21 protein-coding genes are annotated in these 17,461 nt (G+C 72.2%); 12 read left to right on the top strand and 9 right to left on the bottom strand.

The features are described 5' to 3' along the window. The first annotated feature begins 200 nt into the window (after window positions 1–200). The 3 genes from ACLJQZ_RS10730 (at window position 201) to ACLJQZ_RS10720 (ending at window position 2,708) form a co-directional block, all read left to right on the top strand. Window positions 201–962 carry an isocitrate lyase/phosphoenolpyruvate mutase family protein gene (locus ACLJQZ_RS10730; RefSeq protein ID WP_410619852.1) on the top strand — a complete coding sequence of 254 codons (762 nt, stop codon included), beginning with the start codon at window positions 201–203 and terminating at the stop codon, window positions 960–962. Window positions 963–988: 26 nt separating this feature from the next. Further along, a complete protein-coding gene (locus ACLJQZ_RS10725) occupies window positions 989–2,002 on the top strand; it encodes an aminotransferase class V-fold PLP-dependent enzyme (protein ID WP_410619851.1) in 1,014 nt (337 codons plus the stop codon). Between the two features lie 112 nt (window positions 2,003–2,114). Continuing rightward, entirely contained in the window at window positions 2,115–2,708 is a 594-nt protein-coding gene (locus tag ACLJQZ_RS10720) for a hypothetical protein (protein ID WP_247064469.1), read from the top strand. Between the two features lie 79 nt (window positions 2,709–2,787). On the opposite strand, the gene ACLJQZ_RS10715 is transcribed toward ACLJQZ_RS10720, so the two are convergent. Next, window positions 2,788–3,720 carry a ferritin-like domain-containing protein gene (locus ACLJQZ_RS10715; protein ID WP_410619850.1) on the bottom strand — a complete coding sequence of 311 codons (933 nt, stop codon included), beginning with the start codon at window positions 3,718–3,720 and terminating at the stop codon, window positions 2,788–2,790. A 124-nt stretch (window positions 3,721–3,844) separates the two neighbouring features. Here ACLJQZ_RS10715 and rimP point away from each other — a divergent pair, with 124 nt between their 5' ends. From rimP to ACLJQZ_RS10680, 7 genes are all read left to right on the top strand, one after another. Beyond that, the gene (gene rimP, locus ACLJQZ_RS10710; protein WP_410619849.1) at window positions 3,845–4,396 is read left to right on the top strand and encodes a ribosome maturation factor RimP; all 552 of its coding nucleotides are present in this window, start codon (window positions 3,845–3,847) and stop codon (window positions 4,394–4,396) included. After that, on the top strand, window positions 4,393–5,439 hold the full coding sequence (nusA, locus tag ACLJQZ_RS10705; protein WP_247054727.1) for a transcription termination factor NusA: 1,047 nt from the start codon (window positions 4,393–4,395) through the stop codon (window positions 5,437–5,439). The genes rimP and nusA overlap by 4 nt, the downstream gene beginning before the upstream one ends. Beyond that, complete coding sequence (locus ACLJQZ_RS10700; protein WP_410619848.1) at window positions 5,436–5,831, top strand: YlxR family protein; 396 nt, start codon at window positions 5,436–5,438, stop codon at window positions 5,829–5,831. Before nusA ends, ACLJQZ_RS10700 begins: the two co-directional genes overlap by 4 nt. A 78-nt stretch (window positions 5,832–5,909) precedes the next feature. Further along, a complete protein-coding gene (gene infB / locus ACLJQZ_RS10695) occupies window positions 5,910–8,927 on the top strand; it encodes a translation initiation factor IF-2 (RefSeq protein WP_410619847.1) in 3,018 nt (1,005 codons plus the stop codon). Between the two features lie 79 nt (window positions 8,928–9,006). Then, window positions 9,007–9,300 (top strand): DUF503 domain-containing protein, encoded by a 294-nt coding sequence (locus ACLJQZ_RS10690; protein WP_247054723.1) that lies wholly within the window; start codon window positions 9,007–9,009, stop codon window positions 9,298–9,300. 19 nt (window positions 9,301–9,319) lie between these two features. Continuing rightward, on the top strand, window positions 9,320–9,796 hold the full coding sequence (gene rbfA / locus ACLJQZ_RS10685; RefSeq protein ID WP_410619846.1) for a 30S ribosome-binding factor RbfA: 477 nt from the start codon (window positions 9,320–9,322) through the stop codon (window positions 9,794–9,796). 4 nt (window positions 9,797–9,800) lie between these two features. Beyond that, complete coding sequence (locus ACLJQZ_RS10680; RefSeq protein ID WP_410619845.1) at window positions 9,801–10,634, top strand: alpha/beta hydrolase; 834 nt, start codon at window positions 9,801–9,803, stop codon at window positions 10,632–10,634. On the opposite strand, the gene ACLJQZ_RS10675 is transcribed toward ACLJQZ_RS10680, so the two are convergent. The 4 genes from ACLJQZ_RS10675 to ACLJQZ_RS10660 are packed head-to-tail and all read right to left on the bottom strand — an operon-like array spanning window position 10,618 to window position 12,693. Continuing rightward, window positions 10,618–11,028, bottom strand: a complete 411-nt coding sequence (locus ACLJQZ_RS10675) for a VOC family protein (protein WP_326943075.1) — start codon at window positions 11,026–11,028, stop codon at window positions 10,618–10,620. The genes ACLJQZ_RS10680 and ACLJQZ_RS10675 overlap by 17 nt on opposite strands. A gap of 5 nt (window positions 11,029–11,033) precedes the next feature. Further along, entirely contained in the window at window positions 11,034–11,477 is a 444-nt protein-coding gene (locus ACLJQZ_RS10670) for a helix-turn-helix transcriptional regulator (protein WP_247054714.1), read from the bottom strand. A 26-nt stretch (window positions 11,478–11,503) separates the two neighbouring features. Then, the gene (locus tag ACLJQZ_RS10665; RefSeq protein WP_410619844.1) at window positions 11,504–12,136 is read right to left on the bottom strand and encodes a class I SAM-dependent DNA methyltransferase; all 633 of its coding nucleotides are present in this window, start codon (window positions 12,134–12,136) and stop codon (window positions 11,504–11,506) included. After that, on the bottom strand, window positions 12,133–12,693 hold the full coding sequence (locus ACLJQZ_RS10660; RefSeq protein ID WP_410619843.1) for a TetR/AcrR family transcriptional regulator: 561 nt from the start codon (window positions 12,691–12,693) through the stop codon (window positions 12,133–12,135). Before ACLJQZ_RS10660 ends, ACLJQZ_RS10665 begins: the two co-directional genes overlap by 4 nt. Window positions 12,694–12,827: 134 nt before the next feature. On the opposite strand from ACLJQZ_RS10660, the gene ACLJQZ_RS10655 reads away from it, so the two are divergent. Then, a complete protein-coding gene (locus tag ACLJQZ_RS10655; protein WP_410619842.1) occupies window positions 12,828–13,079 on the top strand; it encodes a hypothetical protein in 252 nt (83 codons plus the stop codon). A 20-nt stretch (window positions 13,080–13,099) separates the two neighbouring features. Further along, complete coding sequence (locus tag ACLJQZ_RS10650; protein ID WP_410619841.1) at window positions 13,100–14,260, top strand: SPFH domain-containing protein; 1,161 nt, start codon at window positions 13,100–13,102, stop codon at window positions 14,258–14,260. 56 nt (window positions 14,261–14,316) lie between these two features. Here ACLJQZ_RS10650 and ACLJQZ_RS10645 read toward each other — a convergent pair whose 3' ends face one another. From ACLJQZ_RS10645 to ACLJQZ_RS10630, 4 genes are read right to left on the bottom strand one after another with little or no spacing between them, the layout of a single operon-like run. Next, window positions 14,317–15,261 carry an ABC transporter substrate-binding protein gene (locus ACLJQZ_RS10645; protein ID WP_410619840.1) on the bottom strand — a complete coding sequence of 315 codons (945 nt, stop codon included), beginning with the start codon at window positions 15,259–15,261 and terminating at the stop codon, window positions 14,317–14,319. Then, the gene (locus tag ACLJQZ_RS10640; RefSeq protein WP_410619839.1) at window positions 15,261–16,028 is read right to left on the bottom strand and encodes an amino acid ABC transporter ATP-binding protein; all 768 of its coding nucleotides are present in this window, start codon (window positions 16,026–16,028) and stop codon (window positions 15,261–15,263) included. Before ACLJQZ_RS10640 ends, ACLJQZ_RS10645 begins: the two co-directional genes overlap by 1 nt. After that, complete coding sequence (locus ACLJQZ_RS10635; protein WP_326943068.1) at window positions 16,025–16,948, bottom strand: amino acid ABC transporter permease; 924 nt, start codon at window positions 16,946–16,948, stop codon at window positions 16,025–16,027. Before ACLJQZ_RS10635 ends, ACLJQZ_RS10640 begins: the two co-directional genes overlap by 4 nt. Then, window positions 16,945–17,430, bottom strand: coding sequence for a GNAT family N-acetyltransferase (locus ACLJQZ_RS10630; RefSeq protein ID WP_410619838.1), 486 nt, complete (start codon window positions 17,428–17,430; stop codon window positions 16,945–16,947). Before ACLJQZ_RS10630 ends, ACLJQZ_RS10635 begins: the two co-directional genes overlap by 4 nt. Window positions 17,431–17,461: the final 31 nt, after the last annotated feature.

The raw sequence follows: 17,461 nt of genomic DNA, 5'->3' as shown, positions 1-17,461 counted from the left end.
CACGCGTGTCGACCCGGCAATCACGCGAGTCGACCTCCCAGTCACGCGTGTCGGCCGTTCGATCGCTCGAGGGGTGTGATCGAACGCCCGACACACGTGATCGGAGCGTCGACACACGTGATCGGAGGGTCGACTCGCGTGATTGGAGGGTCGACACGACTTCGGCGGCGGCCGAAGTGTGGCGGACCTAGGTTCGGGGCATGGACGAATTCCGTGCGCTGCACGTCCCCGGTACCCCGCTCCTGCTGCCGAACGCCTGGGAGTTCGGCGTCGGCGCCCACCTCGTCGCGCAGGGGTTCCGCGCGCTCGGGACGACCAGTCTCGGCGTGTCCGCGGCGGCGGGGGAGCCGGACGGCGCGCCGTCGACGCGGGACACGACCGTCGCGCTGGCCGCCCGGCTGGCCCGGCTCGACGCGCTGGTCAGCGTCGACATCGCCGACGGCTTCAGCGCGGACCCGGCCGCGGTCGCCGACCTGGCCGAAGAACTCGCCGCGGCGGGCGCGGTCGGCGTCAACCTCGAGGACGGCCGGGCCGACGGCTCCCTCGCCCCGGTCGACGTCCAGGCTGCCCTGGTCGCGGCGGTGAAGGAGCGGACGCCGAGGCTGTTCGTCAACGCCCGCACCGACACCCACTGGGCGGGCGACCGCTCGGTGGCCGAAGCCGAGACGCGGGCGCGGGCGTACGCCGCGGCGGGCGCGGACGGCGTCTTCGTGCCCGGCCTCGCCGCGCCGGCCGACGTCGAGCGGATCGTCGCCGTCGGGGTGCCGCTCAACCTGCTGTTCCTGCCCGGCAAGGTCACCCTGGCCGGGCTGGCGGAGCTGGGCGTCGCGCGGGTCAGCCTGGGCTCGCTGCCCTACCGGATGGCCCTGGCCGCGGCGGCCGAGACGGCGCTCGCGGTGCGCGACGGCCGTGACCTTCCCCTCACTCCGCCGTCCTACGCCGACGTCACCGCGTTCCTGTGAGAACCGGATCTGCTTGGCTCGGGGACATGCACGCCTTCGGAGCCGACTTCGCCGTCCCGTCCGGGTACCTGAACACGCCGAGCATGGGCATCCCGCCCGCGCCGGTCGCCGCGGCCGTGGCCGGGTCGGTCGAGAACTGGCGGACCGGCGCGAGCCGGCCGGCGGACTTCGACGAGGTCGTCGCGCGGTCGCGGGCCGGGTTCGCCCGGCTGCTCGGGGTCGACGCCGGGCGCGTCGCGATCGGCGCGTCGGCGTCGCAGCTGATCGCCAACGTCGCCGCCGCGCTGCCCGCCGGCACCCGCGTACTCGCCGCCGAGGGCGACTTCACCAGCGTGACCTTCCCGTTCGCGGCGAACCCGGGCGTCACCGTCACCGAGGTGCCGCTCGACGACCTCGCCGCGCGGGTCGAGGGGCACGACGTCGTCGCGGTGAGCGTCGTCCAGTCCGCGGACGGCCGGATCGCCGACCTCCCCGCGCTGCGGGCCGCGGCCGAGGCCGCCGGCGCGGCGGTGCTGCTCGACGCGACCCAGGCCGCGGGCTGGCTGCCGCTGGACGTCGCCTGGGCCGACTGGGTCGTCGCGGCGGGCTACAAGTGGCTGCTCGCGCCGCGTGGCTGCGCGTGGCTGGCGGTGCGCCCGGACGCCCAGGACCGCACCCGCGCGGTCGCGGCCAACTGGTACGCGGGGGAGGAGCCGTGGGCCACCGTCTACGGCCTCCCGCTGCGGCTGGCCGGCGACGCCCGCGCGTTCGACCTGTCACCCGTCTGGCTGGCCCAGGTGGGTGCGGCCGCCGCGCTGGAGTACCTCGGCGGGCTCGACCTCGCCCAGGTCGCCGCCCACGACGTCGGCCTGGCCGACACGCTGCTGGAGAAGCTCGGCCGGCCGCCGCGGGGGAGCGCGATCGTGTCGCTCGAAGCCGACCCCGGACGGGTGGCCGCGGCCGGGATCGTCTCCGGGTTGCGCAACGGCAAGGTGCGGGTCGGCTTCCACCTCCACAACACCGCTGACGACGTCGAACGCGTCTTACACGCATTCGAGTGAACAGCTCAGCGGGCGTGAACTACCGTATGGCGTCGTGGTTGGTGCGCATTTCACCCCAGGCCCGTCCGACACGGCCCCGCTGGGCGCGGTTCCCCCGCAGCCCCGCCCGCCCGTGCCCGGACCACCGAAGCGTGACACCCGGACCCTGGCACTCAGGGGCGCCGGGCTGGTCGCGATCGCCGTGATCTCCGGGCTGCTCTGGTTCCTGATCCGGCACGACTCGACGCCGGACGAGCCGACGGCACAGCCGCCGGCCCACAGCACCGGGAAGTACACGTTCACGCCCGTCGCCGGGCCGGTGCGCTCCACCGACTGCGTCGCGAAGTCCTACGGCAAGACCAAGGACTTCTTCCAGGACAGCCCGTGCCAGTCGCTGGTCCGCGCGCTGTACACGACGGAGTCGGGCGGCGCGAAGGCGCTGGTGTCGGTGGTGCTGGTGGGATTGCCGGACTCGACGAAGGCGAAGGCGCTGAAGGCGCTGACCGAGCAGGACGGCACCGGCAACGTCACCGACCTGGTCCGGGACAAGACGTTCGCCGGCGCCGGCACCCCGAGCGTGAGCGGCGCCGACGCGGCGTACGCGTCCCGGGTCGAGGGCACGAACGTGACGATCGTGCTGGGCGACTTCTACGACAAGCACCAGGACAAGGCGCTGATCGACAAGATCGCCGAGGACGCGCTGCGCCTGTCGGCCGACTTCGGCTGAGCCGCACTGCTTCGAATGTCCTGAAGGGCACCCTCAGGGACGTCGTGTCCCTGAGGGTGCCCTTCAGGGCGTCGGAGGGTCAGCTCGCCTGGCCGGGCATGGCCACCGCCGCCGGCTTCTCGCCGGCTTCGGAACGCCACGGCGTCCCGCGCCGCGAGGCCGCCACCAGCGCGTGCAGCGCCGTCTTGCGCAGGCCTGCGTCGTCGGTGTGGTTCACCACGGCCAGCCACGCCGACGCGCAGTCGGCCTCCGCCGTCGCGACGACCAGCGCGGCCGACGCCGTGTCGGTCACCGGCTTCTTCGGGTTGTACGCCGCCTCGGGCGCGACCGGGGTCGCCCCGGCGCCCGCGAGCATCGTCTGCAGCAGGTCGCGGCGCAGCGCGTGTTCGGCGACGCCGCCCTTCTCCGCCTCCCCGAAGTCGGCCGGCAGGAACGCGCCGACCAGGCCGTACACCCAGACCGCGGCGTGCTCGGCGGCGAGCGCCTGCTGCAGCGGGTCGACGGCTTCGGCGGGGACGCCGCCGGGCGGGGCGGCCGCGGCGGGGGCGTCCTCGCCCGGGCCCAGCGCCGGGGTGATGCGCTGCAGCGCCGCGCAGCCCGCGGCGATCGCCGCGACCATCCCGGCGCGGTAGCGCGGCAGGCCGCCGACGAGGTCCTCGGCCTGCTTGCGCGCGGTGGCCAGCCGCTCCTTCAGGTCGCTCAGCGCCGCCGCGGCCGGTGGCGTCGCCGCCGACGACGGTTTGGGCCGGTTCAGCCGGTCCACTTCGGACTTCAGGGCGGCCGCGTGCGCCGCGCGCGCGTCGGCGAGCTGGCCGGCGGCGTCGGCGTCCTTGCCCTTGGCCAGGGCACGCGCCGCCGCGGCGTCCGCGTCGGCGGCGGCCAGGAGCGGCTGCAGCGGGTCGGGGCTTTCGTCGTAGCCGGGCCCGCAGGCGGCCAGCGGCACGGCCAAAGCGGCCACCGCCCCGAAGCGGAGGGCGGCACGGCGGGTCAGCTCGGTCGGTCTTCCGGTCACGTCGGCCCATCCTGCCAGGCCCCGGGGCGGGCCCGCCGCTCGCGCGTGGTGACAGGGCGACCGGATAAGCTGGTCCACCACCGACCCGTTCCCCCACCCCCACCCCGACCGAGGAGAGCCCCACGTGCCAGGAGAACTCGCCAGCCGGCTTCAGCCGATAGTGGCCGAAGCCGTCACCGCCGCGGGTTTCGACCTCGATTCGTTCGAGGTCCAGCAGGCCGGCCGGCGGCAGCTGGTCAAGGTCGTCGTCGACTCCGACGACGGCATCGGGCTGGACGAGGTCGCCGAGGTCAGCCGCAAGGTGGCGGCGGCGCTCGACGAGAACGAGCACGTGCTCGCGAGCGCGTACACGCTGGAGGTCACCTCGCCGGGCATCGAGCGCCCGCTGACCCAGCAGCGGCACTGGCGGCGCGCGCGGTTCCGCTTGGTCAAGGTCACCCCGGTCGACGGCGAGGCCTTCGTGGGCCGGGTCGGTCACGCGGGCGCGGACGCCGCCCGCCTCCTCGCCGACGGCGAGCTCCGCGACGTCCGCTACGCCCAGGTGGCGAAGGCGGTCGTCGAGATCGAGTTCAAGCAGCCGCCCGCCGAGGATCTGAAACTGCTCGACGACGACGCGTCCGGTCTGACCGGCGCCGGTCAGGCCGAGACCGAGAAAACGGAGAAGGGGTCGAAGTGAACGTCGACATCGCCGCACTGAGGGCGATCGAACGGGACAAGGACATCCCCTTCGAAACGGTGATCGAGGCCATCGAGACGGCCTTGCTCACCGCGTACAAGCACACCGAAGGGCACCAGCCGCACGCCCGCATCGACATCGACCACAAGTCCGGCCTGGTGCGCGTGCTCGCGCGCACGCTGACCCACGACGGCGAGACCGACGAGGAGTGGGACGACACCCCCGAGGGGTTCGGCCGGATCGCCGCCACCACCGCGCGCCAGGTCATCCTGCAGCGGCTGCGTGACGCCGAGCACGAGAAGACCTTCGGCGAGTTCTCCACCAAGGAGGGCGAGATCGTCGCCGGCGTCATCCAGCGCGACGCCCGCGCCAACGCGCGCGGCATGGTCGTGGTCCAGGTGGGTGACACCGAGGGCGTGCTGCCGTCGGCGGAGCAGGTGGCCGGGGAGTCCTACGAGCACGGCAGCCGGATCAAGGCGTACGTGGTCACCGTCGCGCGCGGCAACCGCGGCCCGCAGATCACGCTCTCGCGCTCGCACCCCAACCTCGTGCGCAAGCTGTTCGCGCTGGAGGTCCCGGAGATCGCCGACGGGACGGTCGAGATCGCCGCCGTGGCGCGCGAGCCGGGACACCGCACGAAGATCGCGGTGAAGTCCACCGTGGCGGGCGTGAACGCCAAGGGCGCCTGCATCGGCCCGGTCGGCGCGCGCGTGCGCAACGTGATGAGCGAGCTGGCCGGCGAGAAGATCGACATCATCGACTACTCGGAGGACCCGGCCCGGTTCGTGGGGAATGCCCTGTCCCCGGCGAAGGTTGTTTCCGTACGGGTCATGGACGAGCGGGGCAAGACCGCCCGCGTCGTGGTGCCGGACTTCCAGCTGTCGCTGGCGATCGGCAAGGAGGGCCAGAACGCCCGCCTCGCCGCCCGTCTGACCGGCTGGCGGATCGACATCCGCAGCGATGCCGCGCCGGTGGACGACGAGGGTGATCAAGACCACGCCGGTCCGTCGCGGCCCGCCGCGACAACCGGTTCGGCTGAGTGAAGGTCGAAGCGGTAGACTCTGGAGTGGTTCGAAGCCCGCGGCGGGTAGCCGAGCGCCAGTCCCACCGAGAATCCCCGGTGCGGACTTGTGTCGGTTGCAAGCGGCGGGCCTTGATCGGTGAGCTGCTGCGCGTGGTCGCGGTGGCCGGACGGGTGGTCGTCGACGGACGTCGTCGGCTCCCGGGCCGGGGGGCGTGGTTGCACCCCGACGCGGACTGTCTGGCCAAAGCCGAACGGCGGCGGGCTTTCCCGAGGGCCTTGCGGGCCCCGGGAGCGCTCGACGTCCGGGAGGTCCGCGGGTACGTCGAGTACGCCACGCATCACGAAGCCGGGACGTCCCCGGCTCCGCGAGGAACGAAGGAAGCAGGTCGACCCGTCATGAGTCAGCCGTGAAGCTGAAGCCATGAACGCGAGACAATAAGGACGAGGTCAGCGGGTTTCCCGCCTGGCCTCCCCTAGATGAGGAGAGCTGTGCCAGGCAAGGCCCGCGTACACGAGCTCGCTAAGGAGCTCGGCATCACCAGCAAGGACGTGCTCGCCAAGTTGAAGGAACAGGGCGAATTCGTCAAATCCGCGTCGTCCACGGTCGAGGCGCCCGTCGCCCGCCGGCTGCGCGACGCGTATGCGCCCAAGGGCGCCAAGAAGCCCGGCCCGACCCCCGGTCCGTCGGCGCGCCCGGGACCCCCGGCCGCCAAGCCGGGCGCTCCCGCGCCGAAGCCCGCGACGCCCGCTCCCCAGCAGCAGGCACCCGTCGTGCAGGCCGCCCCCGCGGCGGCCCCGCAGCAGCAGGCCCCGGCCTCGAAGCCGGCCGCCGCACCGGGCAACCGCCCGGCCGGTCCCGGCCCCCGGCCCGGCCCGCGTCAGCAGCCGGCCGCGCCCGCTCCGCAGGAGCAGGTCCCGGCGGCCAAAGCCGAAGCGCCGGCCGCACCCCCCAAGCAGGAGACCCCGGCCGCGCCCGCTCCGCAGGGCAACACCGGTTCGGTCGTCCCGCCGAAGCCGCAGGGCCCCAAGCCCGGCGGTCCCAAGCCCGGTCCGCGCACCCCGCGGGTCGGCAACAACCCGTTCGGTGTCGGTTCCGGCGCCCCGCCGCGCCCGCAGGGCCCGCGTCCCGGTGGCGGCGGCCAGGGCGGCGACACCCGCCCGCCGCGTCCCGGTGGGACCGGTGGCGGCGGTGACCGTCCGGCTCCGCGTCCCGGTGGCGGCGCCGGTGGCAACCGGCCGAGCCCGGGCAACATGCCCCCGCGGCCGAACCCCGGCATGATGCCGGGCCGTACGCAGCGCCCGGCCGGTCCCGGTGGCGGCGCTCGCGGTGGTCCCGGTGGCGGTGCCCGTGGCGGCCCCGGTGGCGGCGCTCGTGGCGGTCCCGGTGGCGGCGGCGGCGGCGGTTTCCGCGGCGGTCCCGGTGGTGGCGGCGGTGCCGGTGGCGGCTTCCGTCCCGGTGGCGGCGGCGGTGCCGGCGGTGGTTTCCGTCCCGGTGGCGGCGGCCCCGGTGCCGGTGCCCCGGCCGGTGGCGGCGGCGGTTTCCGCGGTGGCGGCGGCCGTGGTGGCCCCGGTGGCCGTGGCGGCACGGCGGGTGCCTTCGGGCGTCCGGGTGGTCCCTCGCGCAAGGGTCGCAAGTCGAAGCGGCAGAAGCGCCAGGAGTACATGGACAACATGCAGGCGCCCAGCGTCGGCGGCGTCCGCTTGCCCAAGGGGCAGGGCGAGACGATCCGGCTGCCGCGTGGCGCTTCGCTGACCGACTTCGCCGAGAAGATCGACGCCAACCCGGCTTCGCTGGTGCAGGTGCTCTTCCACCTCGGCGAGATGGTCACCGCGACGCAGTCCGTGTCGGACGACATCCTCGAGCTGCTCGGCGGCGAAATGAACTACCACGTTCAGGTCGTCAGCCCCGAGGAGGAGGACCGCGAGCTGCTGGAGACCTTCGACATCACCTACGGCGACGACGCGGGTGGCGAAGAGGATCTGCAGGTCAGGCCGCCGGTCGTGACCATCATGGGTCACGTCGACCACGGTAAGACCCGGCTGCTCGACACGATCCGGAAGACGAAGGTCCGCGAGAGCGAGGCCGGCGGCATCACGCAGCACATCGGTGCGTACCAGATCGAGACCGAGCTCGAAGGCAACCCGCGCCTGATCACCTTCATCGACACCCCGGGCCACGAGGCGTTCACCGCCATGCGTGCCCGTGGTGCCAACTCGACCGACATCGCGGTGATCGTGGTGGCGGCCGACGACGGTGTGATGCCGCAAACGGTCGAGGCGATCAACCACGCGCAGGCCGCCAAGGCCCCGATCGTGGTTGCGATCAACAAGATTGACAAGGAAGGCGCGAACCCGGACAAGATCCGGCAGCAGCTGACCGAGTACAACCTCGTGGCCGAGGAGTACGGCGGCGACACGATGTTCGTCGAGATCTCCGCGCGGCAGAACATCAACATCGACGGTCTGCTCGAGGCGATCCTGCTGACCGCCGACGCCGCTCTGGACCTCCGGGCCAACCCGGACATGGAGGCCCAGGGTGTCGCGATCGAGGCGCACCTCGACCGCGGCCGCGGCCCGGTGGCCACCGTCCTGGTCCAGCGCGGCACGCTGCGTGTCGGTGACTCGGTCGTGGCGGGTGACGCCTACGGCCGCGTCCGCCGGATGGTCGACGAGCACAACGTCGACGTCACCGAAGCGCTGCCGTCGCGTCCCGTCCAGGTCATCGGGTTCACCTCGGTGCCGGGTGCGGGCGACACCTTCCTGGTGGTCGACGAGGACCGCGTCGCCCGGCAGATCGCCGAGCGCCGTTCCGCTCGTACGCGCAACGCGCTCAACGCGTCGCGCCGCAAGCGGGTCAGCCTCGAGGACCTCGACTCCGCCTTGAAGGAGACGAACAGCCTCAACCTGATCATCAAGGGTGACAACTCGGGTACCGTCGAGGCCCTCGAGGCGTCGCTGCTGCAGCTGGACGTCGGCGACGACGTCGAGCTGAACGTGGTGCACCGCGGTGTCGGTGGCGTGACCGAGTCGGACATCGACCTGGCGACCGCGTCCGACGCGATCGTCCTCGGGTTCAACGTCCGCGCCCAGGGCAAGGCGACCGAGCGGGCCACCCGCGAGGGCGTCGACGTCCGGTACTACACGGTCATCTACCAGGCGATCGACGAGATCGAGCAGGCCCTCAAGGGCATGCTCAAGCCCGAGTACGAAGAGGTCGAGCTGGGCCGCGCGGAGGTTCGCGAGGTCTTCAAGTCCTCCAAGATCGGCACGATCGCGGGTTGCCTGGTCATGTCCGGCGAGATCCGGCGCAACGCGCGCGCCCGGCTGCTGCGCGACGGCACTGTCGTCGCGGAGAACCTGCCGGTCAGCTCGCTGCGGCGGTTCAAGGACGACGTGGTCGAGGTCCGCGAGGGCTACGAGTGCGGTCTGACGCTCGGTTCGTACGGCGACCTCAAGGTCGGCGACTCGATCGAGACGTACGAGCAGCGCGAGAAGCCCCGCGCGTAAGGCGTCCGGTCCCGGGGGTGCGGTTTCGGCCGCACCCCCGGGGCTTTCGCTTCCTACTCTTACAACACCACCATTGCCTATGTACGTCGGAGCTCTTGAGCTCGACATCCTGCTCGGCGACGTCCATTCGCTGAAGCAGAAGCGATCCGTGGTCCGGCCGGTGCTGGCCGAGGTGCGCAAGCGCTTCGCCGTGTCGGTTGCCGAAGCCGGTCACACCGACCTGCACCGGCGGACCCTCATCGGGGTGGCCGTGGTCGCCGAAGGTGGCGAGCACGTCCGTGACGTGCTCGACTCGTGCGAGCGCTACGTGGCGAGCAGGCCGGAGTTCGAACTGCTCTCCGCCCACCGCCGGCTGCTCGGCCCAGACGACTGATTTTCTCGAGGAGAAAGACATGGCTGATCCTGCTCGGGCCCGCAAGCTCGCCAAGCGGATCTCGCAGATCGTGGCGTCCGCGATCGAGCACGAGGTCAAGGACTCCCGGCTGGACTACGTGACCGTCACGGACACTAAGGTCACCGGCGACCTGCACGACGCCACGGTGTACTACACGGTGCTCGGCGAGAAGCTGGACATCCCCCCGGACTTCGCCGGTGCCGCCGCCGCGCTCGAATCGGCGCGCGGCATGCTCCGCACGATGGTCGGGCAGGCCACCGGGGTGCGCTACACCCCGACCCTGACGTTCGTGGCCGACACGATCCCCGAAGAGTCGAAGCGCATCGAGGCCTTGCTCGAAAAGGCCCGTGAGGCCGACGCGGAGGTCGCGCGGCGGTCGGCGGGAGCCCAGCACGCGGGCGAACCCGACCCGTACAAGGCCCCCCGCGAAACCGAGGACGAAGACGAGCCGGCGGCGGAGGAGAGCCGGGGCTGACCCGGTGCTCTCCCGTCGCGGCCTGCTCGCCGGCAGCGCACTCGCGCTGCTGGCGGGCTGTTCGTCGGCCCCCTCGGGCCCGCCGCCCGGCCCGCCCGCGACGGCACCGCCGACCGGCCCGACGCCGCTGAGCGCGCCCGTCACCGTGCAGCGAATGCACTCCGCGGCCCGCGGCACCGACGTCGAGCTGGTCCTGATCACCCCCGGCGGCGTCCCGGCCTCGGGCCTGCCGGTGTGCCTGGCCCTGCACGGCCGCGGCGCCCGCGCCCGGACGTTCCTCGACCTCGGCGTCCCCGAGGCCCTCACCAAGGCCGTGCGCGCGGGTGTCCCGCCGTTCGCGATCGCCGCACCCGACGGTGACCACTACTGGGTGAACGTCGGGAAGAACGACGACCCGCAGCGGATGCTGTCCGAAGAACTCCCCGCCTGGCTCTCCCAGCGCGACCTCAAGGCGCCCGCGGCGGTGTTCGGCATCTCGATGGGCGGCTTCGGCGCCCTCCGCTTCGCCCGCGCCCACCCGGACCTGAAGGCGACGGCCGTGGCGAGCGCGGCCCTGTTCGTCAGCTGGCCGGACGCCCGCGCCCGCAAGGTGTTCGCCGACGAGGCCGGCTGGCGCGCGGAGGAACCGCTGCTGCACGCGGCGGACGTCCGGGGCGCGAACCTGGGTGTGTGGTGCGGTGAGTCCGACCCGTTCCTGGGCGCCGACCGCAAGCTGGTGAACGCGGTCTCGCCGGCCGTGGCGCGGTTCTCGCCGGGAAAGCACGAAGACGCCTACTGGCGCGGTGTCCTGCCCGACGTGCTGGAGTTCGCCGGGCGGCGCATCACCCCAGCTGGCTGATGCGCACCATGTTGCCCGCCGGGTCGCGGAACGCGCAGTCGCGGACGCCGTAGGGCTGGTCCATCGGTTCCTGGACGACGTCGGCGCCGCTCGCCTGGACCTGGTCGAACGTGCCCGCCAGGTCCGAGGACGCGAGCACGATCGACGCGTAGCTGCCCTTGGCCATCAGCTCGGCGATCGTGCGGCGCTCGTCGTCGGTCAGGCCCGGGTCGGCGGCCGGCGGGTGCAGCACGATCGACGTGTGCGGCTGGTCGGCCGGGCCGACCGTGATCCAGCGCATGTCCCCGTACCCCACGTCGTTGCGCACCTCGAAGCCCAGCGCGTCGCGGTAGAACGCGAGCGACTTCTCCGGGTCTTCGGCGGGGAGGAACGTGTGCTGGATGATGAGGTTCATGCTGCTCACGATAGGTGCGAGCGGGTGGGCGTCGCTTCTCGATTCCTGATCGGCCGCATGACCTGCTTGGCCAGGCAGGTGGGGATGCCCTCGCCGTCGCCGGCCGCCAGTCGCTTGTAGGCGCTGGGCGAGATGCCGACCAGCTCGGAGAACCGCGTGCTGAACGTCCCGAGCGACGAGCAGCCGACCGCGAAGCAGACCTCCGTCACCGAGAGATCACCCCGCCGCAGCAGGGTCATGGCCCGCTCGATGCGCCGGGTCATCAGGTAGCTGTAGGGCGACTCGCCGAAGGCGGCGCGGAACTCCCGGCTCAGGTGGCCCGCCGAGAGGTGGACGCCGCGCGCCAGCGCCTCGACGTCCAGCGGCTGCGCGTAGTCCCGGTCGATCCGGTCGCGGACGCGGCGCAGCAGCACGAGTTCGCGCAGGCGCGCGTCCGATTTGCCGGTCACGCACTCAGCATGCCCGCTCGATCGCGTCACCGCAAAGGCGGCCGCCGAGCGAACAGGATCGCTTGCGGAACGTCATCATCGGGGTCCAGCAGCCACTCCGCCTCGATCTCGAACCCCGCGTCGCGGGCGAGCGCGCCCACCCGTTCCGGGGGCCGGCGGTGGACGTGGACCTTCATCGGGTGGCCGCCGTAGCCCTGGGTCTTCAGCGTGGCCGAGTCGCCGACGTGGTAGCCGATCACCAGCCGGCCGCCCGGGCGCAGCACCCGGTGGAAGTGGCCCAGCACGCCGGGGACCGCGTCGTCCGGGACGTGGATCAGCGACCAGAACGCGAGCACCCCCGCGACGGAGGCGTCCGGGCGGGGCAGGTCCGTCATCGAGCCCACCTCGAACCGAATGCCCGGGTAGGCCTCGCGGGCCAGCTCGATCATCGACGGCGAGAGGTCGACGCCGGACGCGTCGAGGCCGAGGGAAACCAGGTGGGCGGTGAAGTGCCCCGGGCCGCAGCCGACGTCCACGACCGGGCCGTCGGCCCGCTCGGCGAACAGCGCGAGCGCCGCCCGCAGGTACGGCTGGGTCGTGACGGCGTCGCGCACGATGCCGGCGTAGCTCGACGCCACCGTGTCGTACGACGTGCGCGTGTCCGCGAGCCAGCCGGTCACGGCAGCGGGTGGGCGGCCGGGGCCCGCAGGCCGTCGAGGACCAGGGCGAGCCCGCGCCGCCAGTCCGGGGTCGCCGTCGCCGCCGCGAACACCACGGCGAGGTCCACGGTGCGGAAGTCCGGCCGCAGCGCGCCGGCGTCCTGCGCCCGCTTGACGATCCGGTCCATCCGGGAACCGTTGGCGCGCTTGGCTTTTTCGAGACCCGAGGCCGGGTCGAACGTCCGCGAGCACACTTCGGTGAAACCGCGGTCGGTCACCTGCATCCGCACCGAGCGCTCGAGGTAGAGCACGAAGCCGTCCCACGGGTCCGCGCACGCGAGGGCCTCGTCGCTGATCGCCTGCGCTTGTTCCAGCGTCGGCAGGAACGCGGCTTCGACGAGGTCGGCACGGGTCGGGAAGCGGTTGTAGAGCGTGCCGATCGCGACCTCGGCGCGGCGGGCGATCTCGTCCAGCGGGGCGTCGACGCCCTTGGCGCCGAACACCGCCCGCGCGGCCGCCACCAGCGCCTCGCGGTTGCGCCGGGCGTCCGCGCGCAAGGGGCGCTGCTCCACCGTCACGGTTGGTGAGTGTAGCCGCCGGCGCCGCTTCCCGATCGGAACCTCGCACAGACCACGCCCGGGGGCCACCGGGAGCACAATGGGGTGAGCGGGCTCGGTCCGCGCCGAGGCGGGCAGACGAGGGAGGTCGGTACATGCACTCCGATCTGACCCCGTCGGGCCGCACCGGGGTCCTCCTCGTCGGCACCCGCGGGCCGCACGGTCCCGGGGAGGTGCTGATCCGGATCCGGGGCGGGCTGGAAACCTTCCTGGCCTGGTCCGACACGGCGCTGCCAAGGGGGACGACCGTGCTGGTCGTCGAAACCCGGGGCCGGCGCACGGTCGACGTCGTGGCGTGGGACGTCCCGGAAAGCACCGCGGAACCCACGCCGGAAACCACTTCCTAGTGTTCGTCTAAGGACAGTCGATGTTCGGTTATCGCGTGCCGGCCCCCAACGAGGCGATGCTCATTTCGGGCGGCAAGAGCAGCAAGGGCGCGTCGCCGTTCCGGGTCGTCACCGGCCACGGCGCTTTTGTCATGCCGGTGTTCCGGAAAGTCCGGTTCCTGACGCTTTCGATGTGTGAAGCCGAAGTGACCGAAGTGTGTGTGACGAAACAGGCCATCGCCCTGACCGTGCGGGCGGTGATCGCGTTCAAGGTCGGCAACGACACCGAGAGCATCGTCAACGCCGGCCAGCGGTTCCTCTCCGACCAGGACCAGATGTCCGTGCTGACCGGCCGGATCTTCTCCGGTCACCTGCGCTCGATCATCGGGTCGATGACGGTCGAGGAGATCATCACCGAGCGGCAGAAGCTGGCCACCGAGGTACTGGACGGCTCGGCGGTGGAAATGGCGAAGATCGGCCTTTCCGTCGACGCGCTGCAGATCCAGTCGATCGACGACATGAAGCTCGGCTACATCGCCGCGATGGCCGCGCCGCACAATGCCGCCATCCAGCGGGACGCCCAGATCGCCCAGGCCGTGGCGAACAAGAAGGCGGCCGAGGCCGAGCAGGAGTCGCAGCGGACGCAGGCGGCGTACGTCCGGCAGACGTCGATCGTGCAGGCGCAGTACCGCGCCGAGGTCGAGGCGGCTCAGGCCGAGGCGTCGCAGGCGGGGCCGCTCGCGCAGGCGAAGGCGCAGCAGGAGGTCATCGACGCGCGGACCGTGCTGGCCGAGCGCGAGGCCGAGCTGCGCCAGCAGCAGCTGGTGGCCGAGGTCATCAAGCCGGCCGACGCGGAGGCCGAGCGGATCCGCATCCTGGCCGTGGCCGACGCCGAGAAGATGCGCGTGCAGGCGGAAGCGGCGGCGTCGAACAACCGCGTCGCGCTCGACCGGATGCTCATCGACCAGCTGCCGCTGATCGTCAAGGAGGCCGGGCGCGGCCTGGCCGGCGCGAACGTCAACATCCTCAACGGCGCCGACGGCCTGGGCGAGATGGCCGCGGGCCTGGTCGGCCAGGGACTGTCCATCCTGGACTCGGTGAAGCGCGGGCTGGGCGCCTCGCCGGCCCCCGCGCCCGCGGTTTCCCCGGAGAGCAACGGAAAAGCCATCACCGCGAAGCCGGGCGAAGTGACCCAGTCTTGAACCATTCCTGAACCGGTTCCGCGGGCCCGAGCGGCGACGGGCCCGCGGCACCCGGGTCACTTGCGGGGCAGCCCCTGCGGGTTGATCTCCGAGGCCGGCAGCCCTTCCGACGTCAGGTTCCAGCGCTTGAGGACCTCGGCGTACCGGCCGTTCTTGATCACCGTGTCCAGCGCCTGCTGCAGGGCGTTCACGAGGCCGTTGCCCTTCTTGGTCATCGCCGCGATGTCGGCCTCGATCGTGCCGCCGCCGGACACCGAGCCGACGATCTTCGTCTTGCCCTCGACGGCGACGTGGTAGGCCGACGTCGGGTTGGGCCCGACGTAGGCGTCGATCCGGCCCGACTGCAGCGCCAGGTAGTAGTCCGAGGTCGCCTGGTAGTACTGGAACTTCACCGGAGCCAGCCCGGCGGACTTGTTCTGCTGGTCCCAGCGCAGCAGGATCTGCTCCTGGTTCGTCCCCGCACCGACGCCGATGGTGAGCCCGGCGATGTCCTTCGCCTCCCGCACCGTGGTGTTCTTGTCGTTGCGTACCTCGAACGCGATGGTGTCCTTGCGGTAGGTCGCGAAGTCGTACTTGTCCTTGCGCTCCTCGGTCACCGTGATGTTCGAGAACCCGCTGTCGTACTGGCCGTTGTCGACGGAGAGGAACAGGTTCTCCCACGACGTGGCCTGCAGGTCGAGCTTCAGCCCGAGGACGTCGGCGACGAGCGACGCGACGTCCGGCTCGACGCCGATGACCGTCTTGTCGTCGTCCGCGCGGAACGACAGCGGTGGCGTGCCGTTGCCGGTGGTCCCGACGACCAGCGTGCCGCGGGCCCGGATCGCCGCCGGGACGAGCGCGGCGATCGCGTCGACCTTGTCGGCGTGGACGCGGTTCTGGTTCGCGGTGATGTTGACACCACCGGGCTGGGCCGCCGGTTCCGTGGCCGCTTCGGGACTGCCGCACGCGGCGAGCGCGAAGGCCGACGCGAGCAGGAGGACGCGCAGTTTCATCGTTTTCATCAAAGGACTTTCTCCACGAAGGCCCGGGTGCGGGCGTGCTGGGGGTGGTCGAGGACGGCTTCGGGCGAGCCCTGTTCGACGACGCGGCCGGCGTCGAGGAACACGACGGTGTCGGCGACTTCGCGGGCGAAGCCCAGTTCGTGGGTGACGACGACCATCGTCGTCCCCGATTTCGCGAGGTCCCGGATGACCGCGAGGACCTCGCCGACGAGCTCGGGGTCCAGCGCCGAGGTCGGTTCGTCGAACAGCAGGACGTCCGGTTCGAGGGCCAGCGCCCGCGCGATCGCGACGCGCTGCTGCTGGCCGCCGGAGAGCCGGCGCGGGTACTCGCCCGCCTTGTCGGCGAGCCCGACCCGGTCCAGCAGCTCCCGGGCGCGGACCTCGGCCTCGCCGCGCGGCCGGCGTTGCGCCGAGATCGGCGCCTCGACGACGTTCTCCAGCACGGTCAGGTGGCCGAACAGGTTGAAGTTCTGGAAGACGAACCCGATCCGGGTGCGCTGCTTGAGGATCTCGCGCTCCTTGAGCTCGTGGAGCCGGTCGCCGGCCCGGCGGTAGCCCATGAGCTCGCCGCCGACGCTGATGAACCCGCGGTCGGCCCGCTCGAGGTGGTTGATCAGCCGCAGCAGCGTCGACTTGCCGGATCCCGACGGTCCCAACAGGACGGTCACCTCACCGTGGCGCACCTGGAGATCGACGCCGTCGAGCACGGTCAGCGGGCCGAAACTCTTGTGCACGCCCCGGACGTCCACCATGAACTCCGCGCTCATGCCCGCCCCCAGACCGCGCGCAGGCGCTGCAGCGGGGTCGGCGGCAACGTGCGGAGCGCGCCGCGGGCGTAGTACCGCTCGACGTAGAACTGGGCGACCGAGAGCACCGACGTCAGCGCGAGGTACCAGAAGGTGGCCACCAGCAGCAGCGGGATGACCCGGCCGCTGCGGGTGTAGATGACCTGGACCTGGTAGAACAGCTCCGGCAGCGCCATCACGTATACCTGCGAGGTGGCCTTCAGCAGGCCGACGATCTCGTTGGCGGCCGTCGGCACGATCGTGCGCATCGCCTGCGGCAGCACGATCCGGCGGAACTGGCGCCCGGCCGGGATGCCGAGTGCCGCGGCGGCCTCGCGCTGGCCGGCGTCCACCGAGAGGAACCCGGCGCGGACGATCTCCGAGGCGTACGCGCCCTGGTGCAGCGCGAGCCCGAGCCCGGCCGCGAGGAACGGCGGGATGAGGCTCATCGTGCCGACCGAGACGAACGACGGCCCGAACGGGACGCCGAAGGAGATCTCGTTGTAGAGGATCGCGAGGTTGTACCAGAACAGCAGCTGGAGAATGAGCGGGACGGACCGGAAGATCCACGTGTAGGTCCAGGCGACCGCGCGCAGCAGCGGATTCCGGGAAATGCGCATGAGCGCGAGCACGGTGCCGAGCAGGAATCCGGCGACCACGCCGAACGCCGTCAGTTCCAGGGTGAGCAGCACGGCGTCGAGCACCGATTTCTGGAACAGGTACTTCGAGAAGGTCGGCCAGTCGAACGCCGTGTTGGTCACCAGCGCGTGGCCCGCCATCGCGACCAGCACCGCGACGATCGCGGCGGCCACCCAGGTCAGCGGGTGCCGCGCGGGCACGATCTTCAGCGACTCCTCCGGCGCCGTCAGCGGCGCGGGCCGGGTGCCGACGTCGCTGGTCACCGCGATCCCACGGGCGCGGGAAGCGCTTTCGAGAACCGCAGCCGGGTGGCCGGCACGGCGTCGACGTCGAAGTGCGGCGTGTACCCGGTGGCCAGGTAGAGCGCCCGGGCCTCGGGCTGGCTCGGGCCGGTGGTCAGGTGGATCCGGCGGTACCCGCGGAGCGCGATCTCGGCCTCCAGTTCGGCGACGACGCGGCGGCCGAGCCCGTGGCCGCGGTGCGCGCGGTGCGTCCAGATCCGCTTGAGCTCGGCGGTGTCGTCGTCGTAGCGCCGGAACGCCCCGCCCGCGACGGCGCGCTGGTCGTGGAGCAGCACCAGCAATCCGCCGTTCGGCGGCGCGAAATGCTCCGCCGGGTATTCCCGCAGTTCGAAATGAACGTCGGCGAGCACGCGGTGGTAACGCGTCGAATATTCACGGGCCAGGTCGGCGAGCAACGGCCGGACCCGCGGATCTGACTGGGCGACCCAGACGGATTCGGGCATGACGACACCTGTTCGGGGAAAAGAACGAGGA

The sequence above is a fragment of the Amycolatopsis sp. cmx-8-4 genome (assembly GCF_046548675.1).
Taxonomy (GTDB): Bacteria; Actinomycetota; Actinomycetes; order Mycobacteriales; family Pseudonocardiaceae; genus Amycolatopsis.
This window is presented reverse-complemented; position numbering and strand designations above follow the sequence as displayed.

Excerpts from the sequence above, each read along its gene's own strand:
- ACLJQZ_RS10650 (WP_410619841.1), top strand. The coding sequence starts at position 13,100 with ATGTTCGGTTATCGCGTGCCGGCCCCCAACGAGGCGATGCTCATTTCG.
- ACLJQZ_RS10690 (WP_247054723.1), top strand. The coding sequence starts at position 9,007 with ATGTACGTCGGAGCTCTTGAGCTCGACATCCTGCTCGGCGACGTCCAT.
- ACLJQZ_RS10630 (WP_410619838.1), bottom strand. The coding sequence starts at position 17,430 with ATGCCCGAATCCGTCTGGGTCGCCCAGTCAGATCCGCGGGTCCGGCCG.
- rbfA (WP_410619846.1), top strand. The coding sequence starts at position 9,320 with ATGGCTGATCCTGCTCGGGCCCGCAAGCTCGCCAAGCGGATCTCGCAG.
- ACLJQZ_RS10645 (WP_410619840.1), bottom strand. The coding sequence starts at position 15,261 with ATGAAAACGATGAAACTGCGCGTCCTCCTGCTCGCGTCGGCCTTCGCG.
- ACLJQZ_RS10640 (WP_410619839.1), bottom strand. The coding sequence starts at position 16,028 with ATGAGCGCGGAGTTCATGGTGGACGTCCGGGGCGTGCACAAGAGTTTC.
- ACLJQZ_RS10730 (WP_410619852.1), top strand. The coding sequence starts at position 201 with ATGGACGAATTCCGTGCGCTGCACGTCCCCGGTACCCCGCTCCTGCTG.
- ACLJQZ_RS10675 (WP_326943075.1), bottom strand. The coding sequence starts at position 11,028 with ATGAACCTCATCATCCAGCACACGTTCCTCCCCGCCGAAGACCCGGAG.
- ACLJQZ_RS10725 (WP_410619851.1), top strand. The coding sequence starts at position 989 with ATGCACGCCTTCGGAGCCGACTTCGCCGTCCCGTCCGGGTACCTGAAC.
- ACLJQZ_RS10655 (WP_410619842.1), top strand. The coding sequence starts at position 12,828 with ATGCACTCCGATCTGACCCCGTCGGGCCGCACCGGGGTCCTCCTCGTC.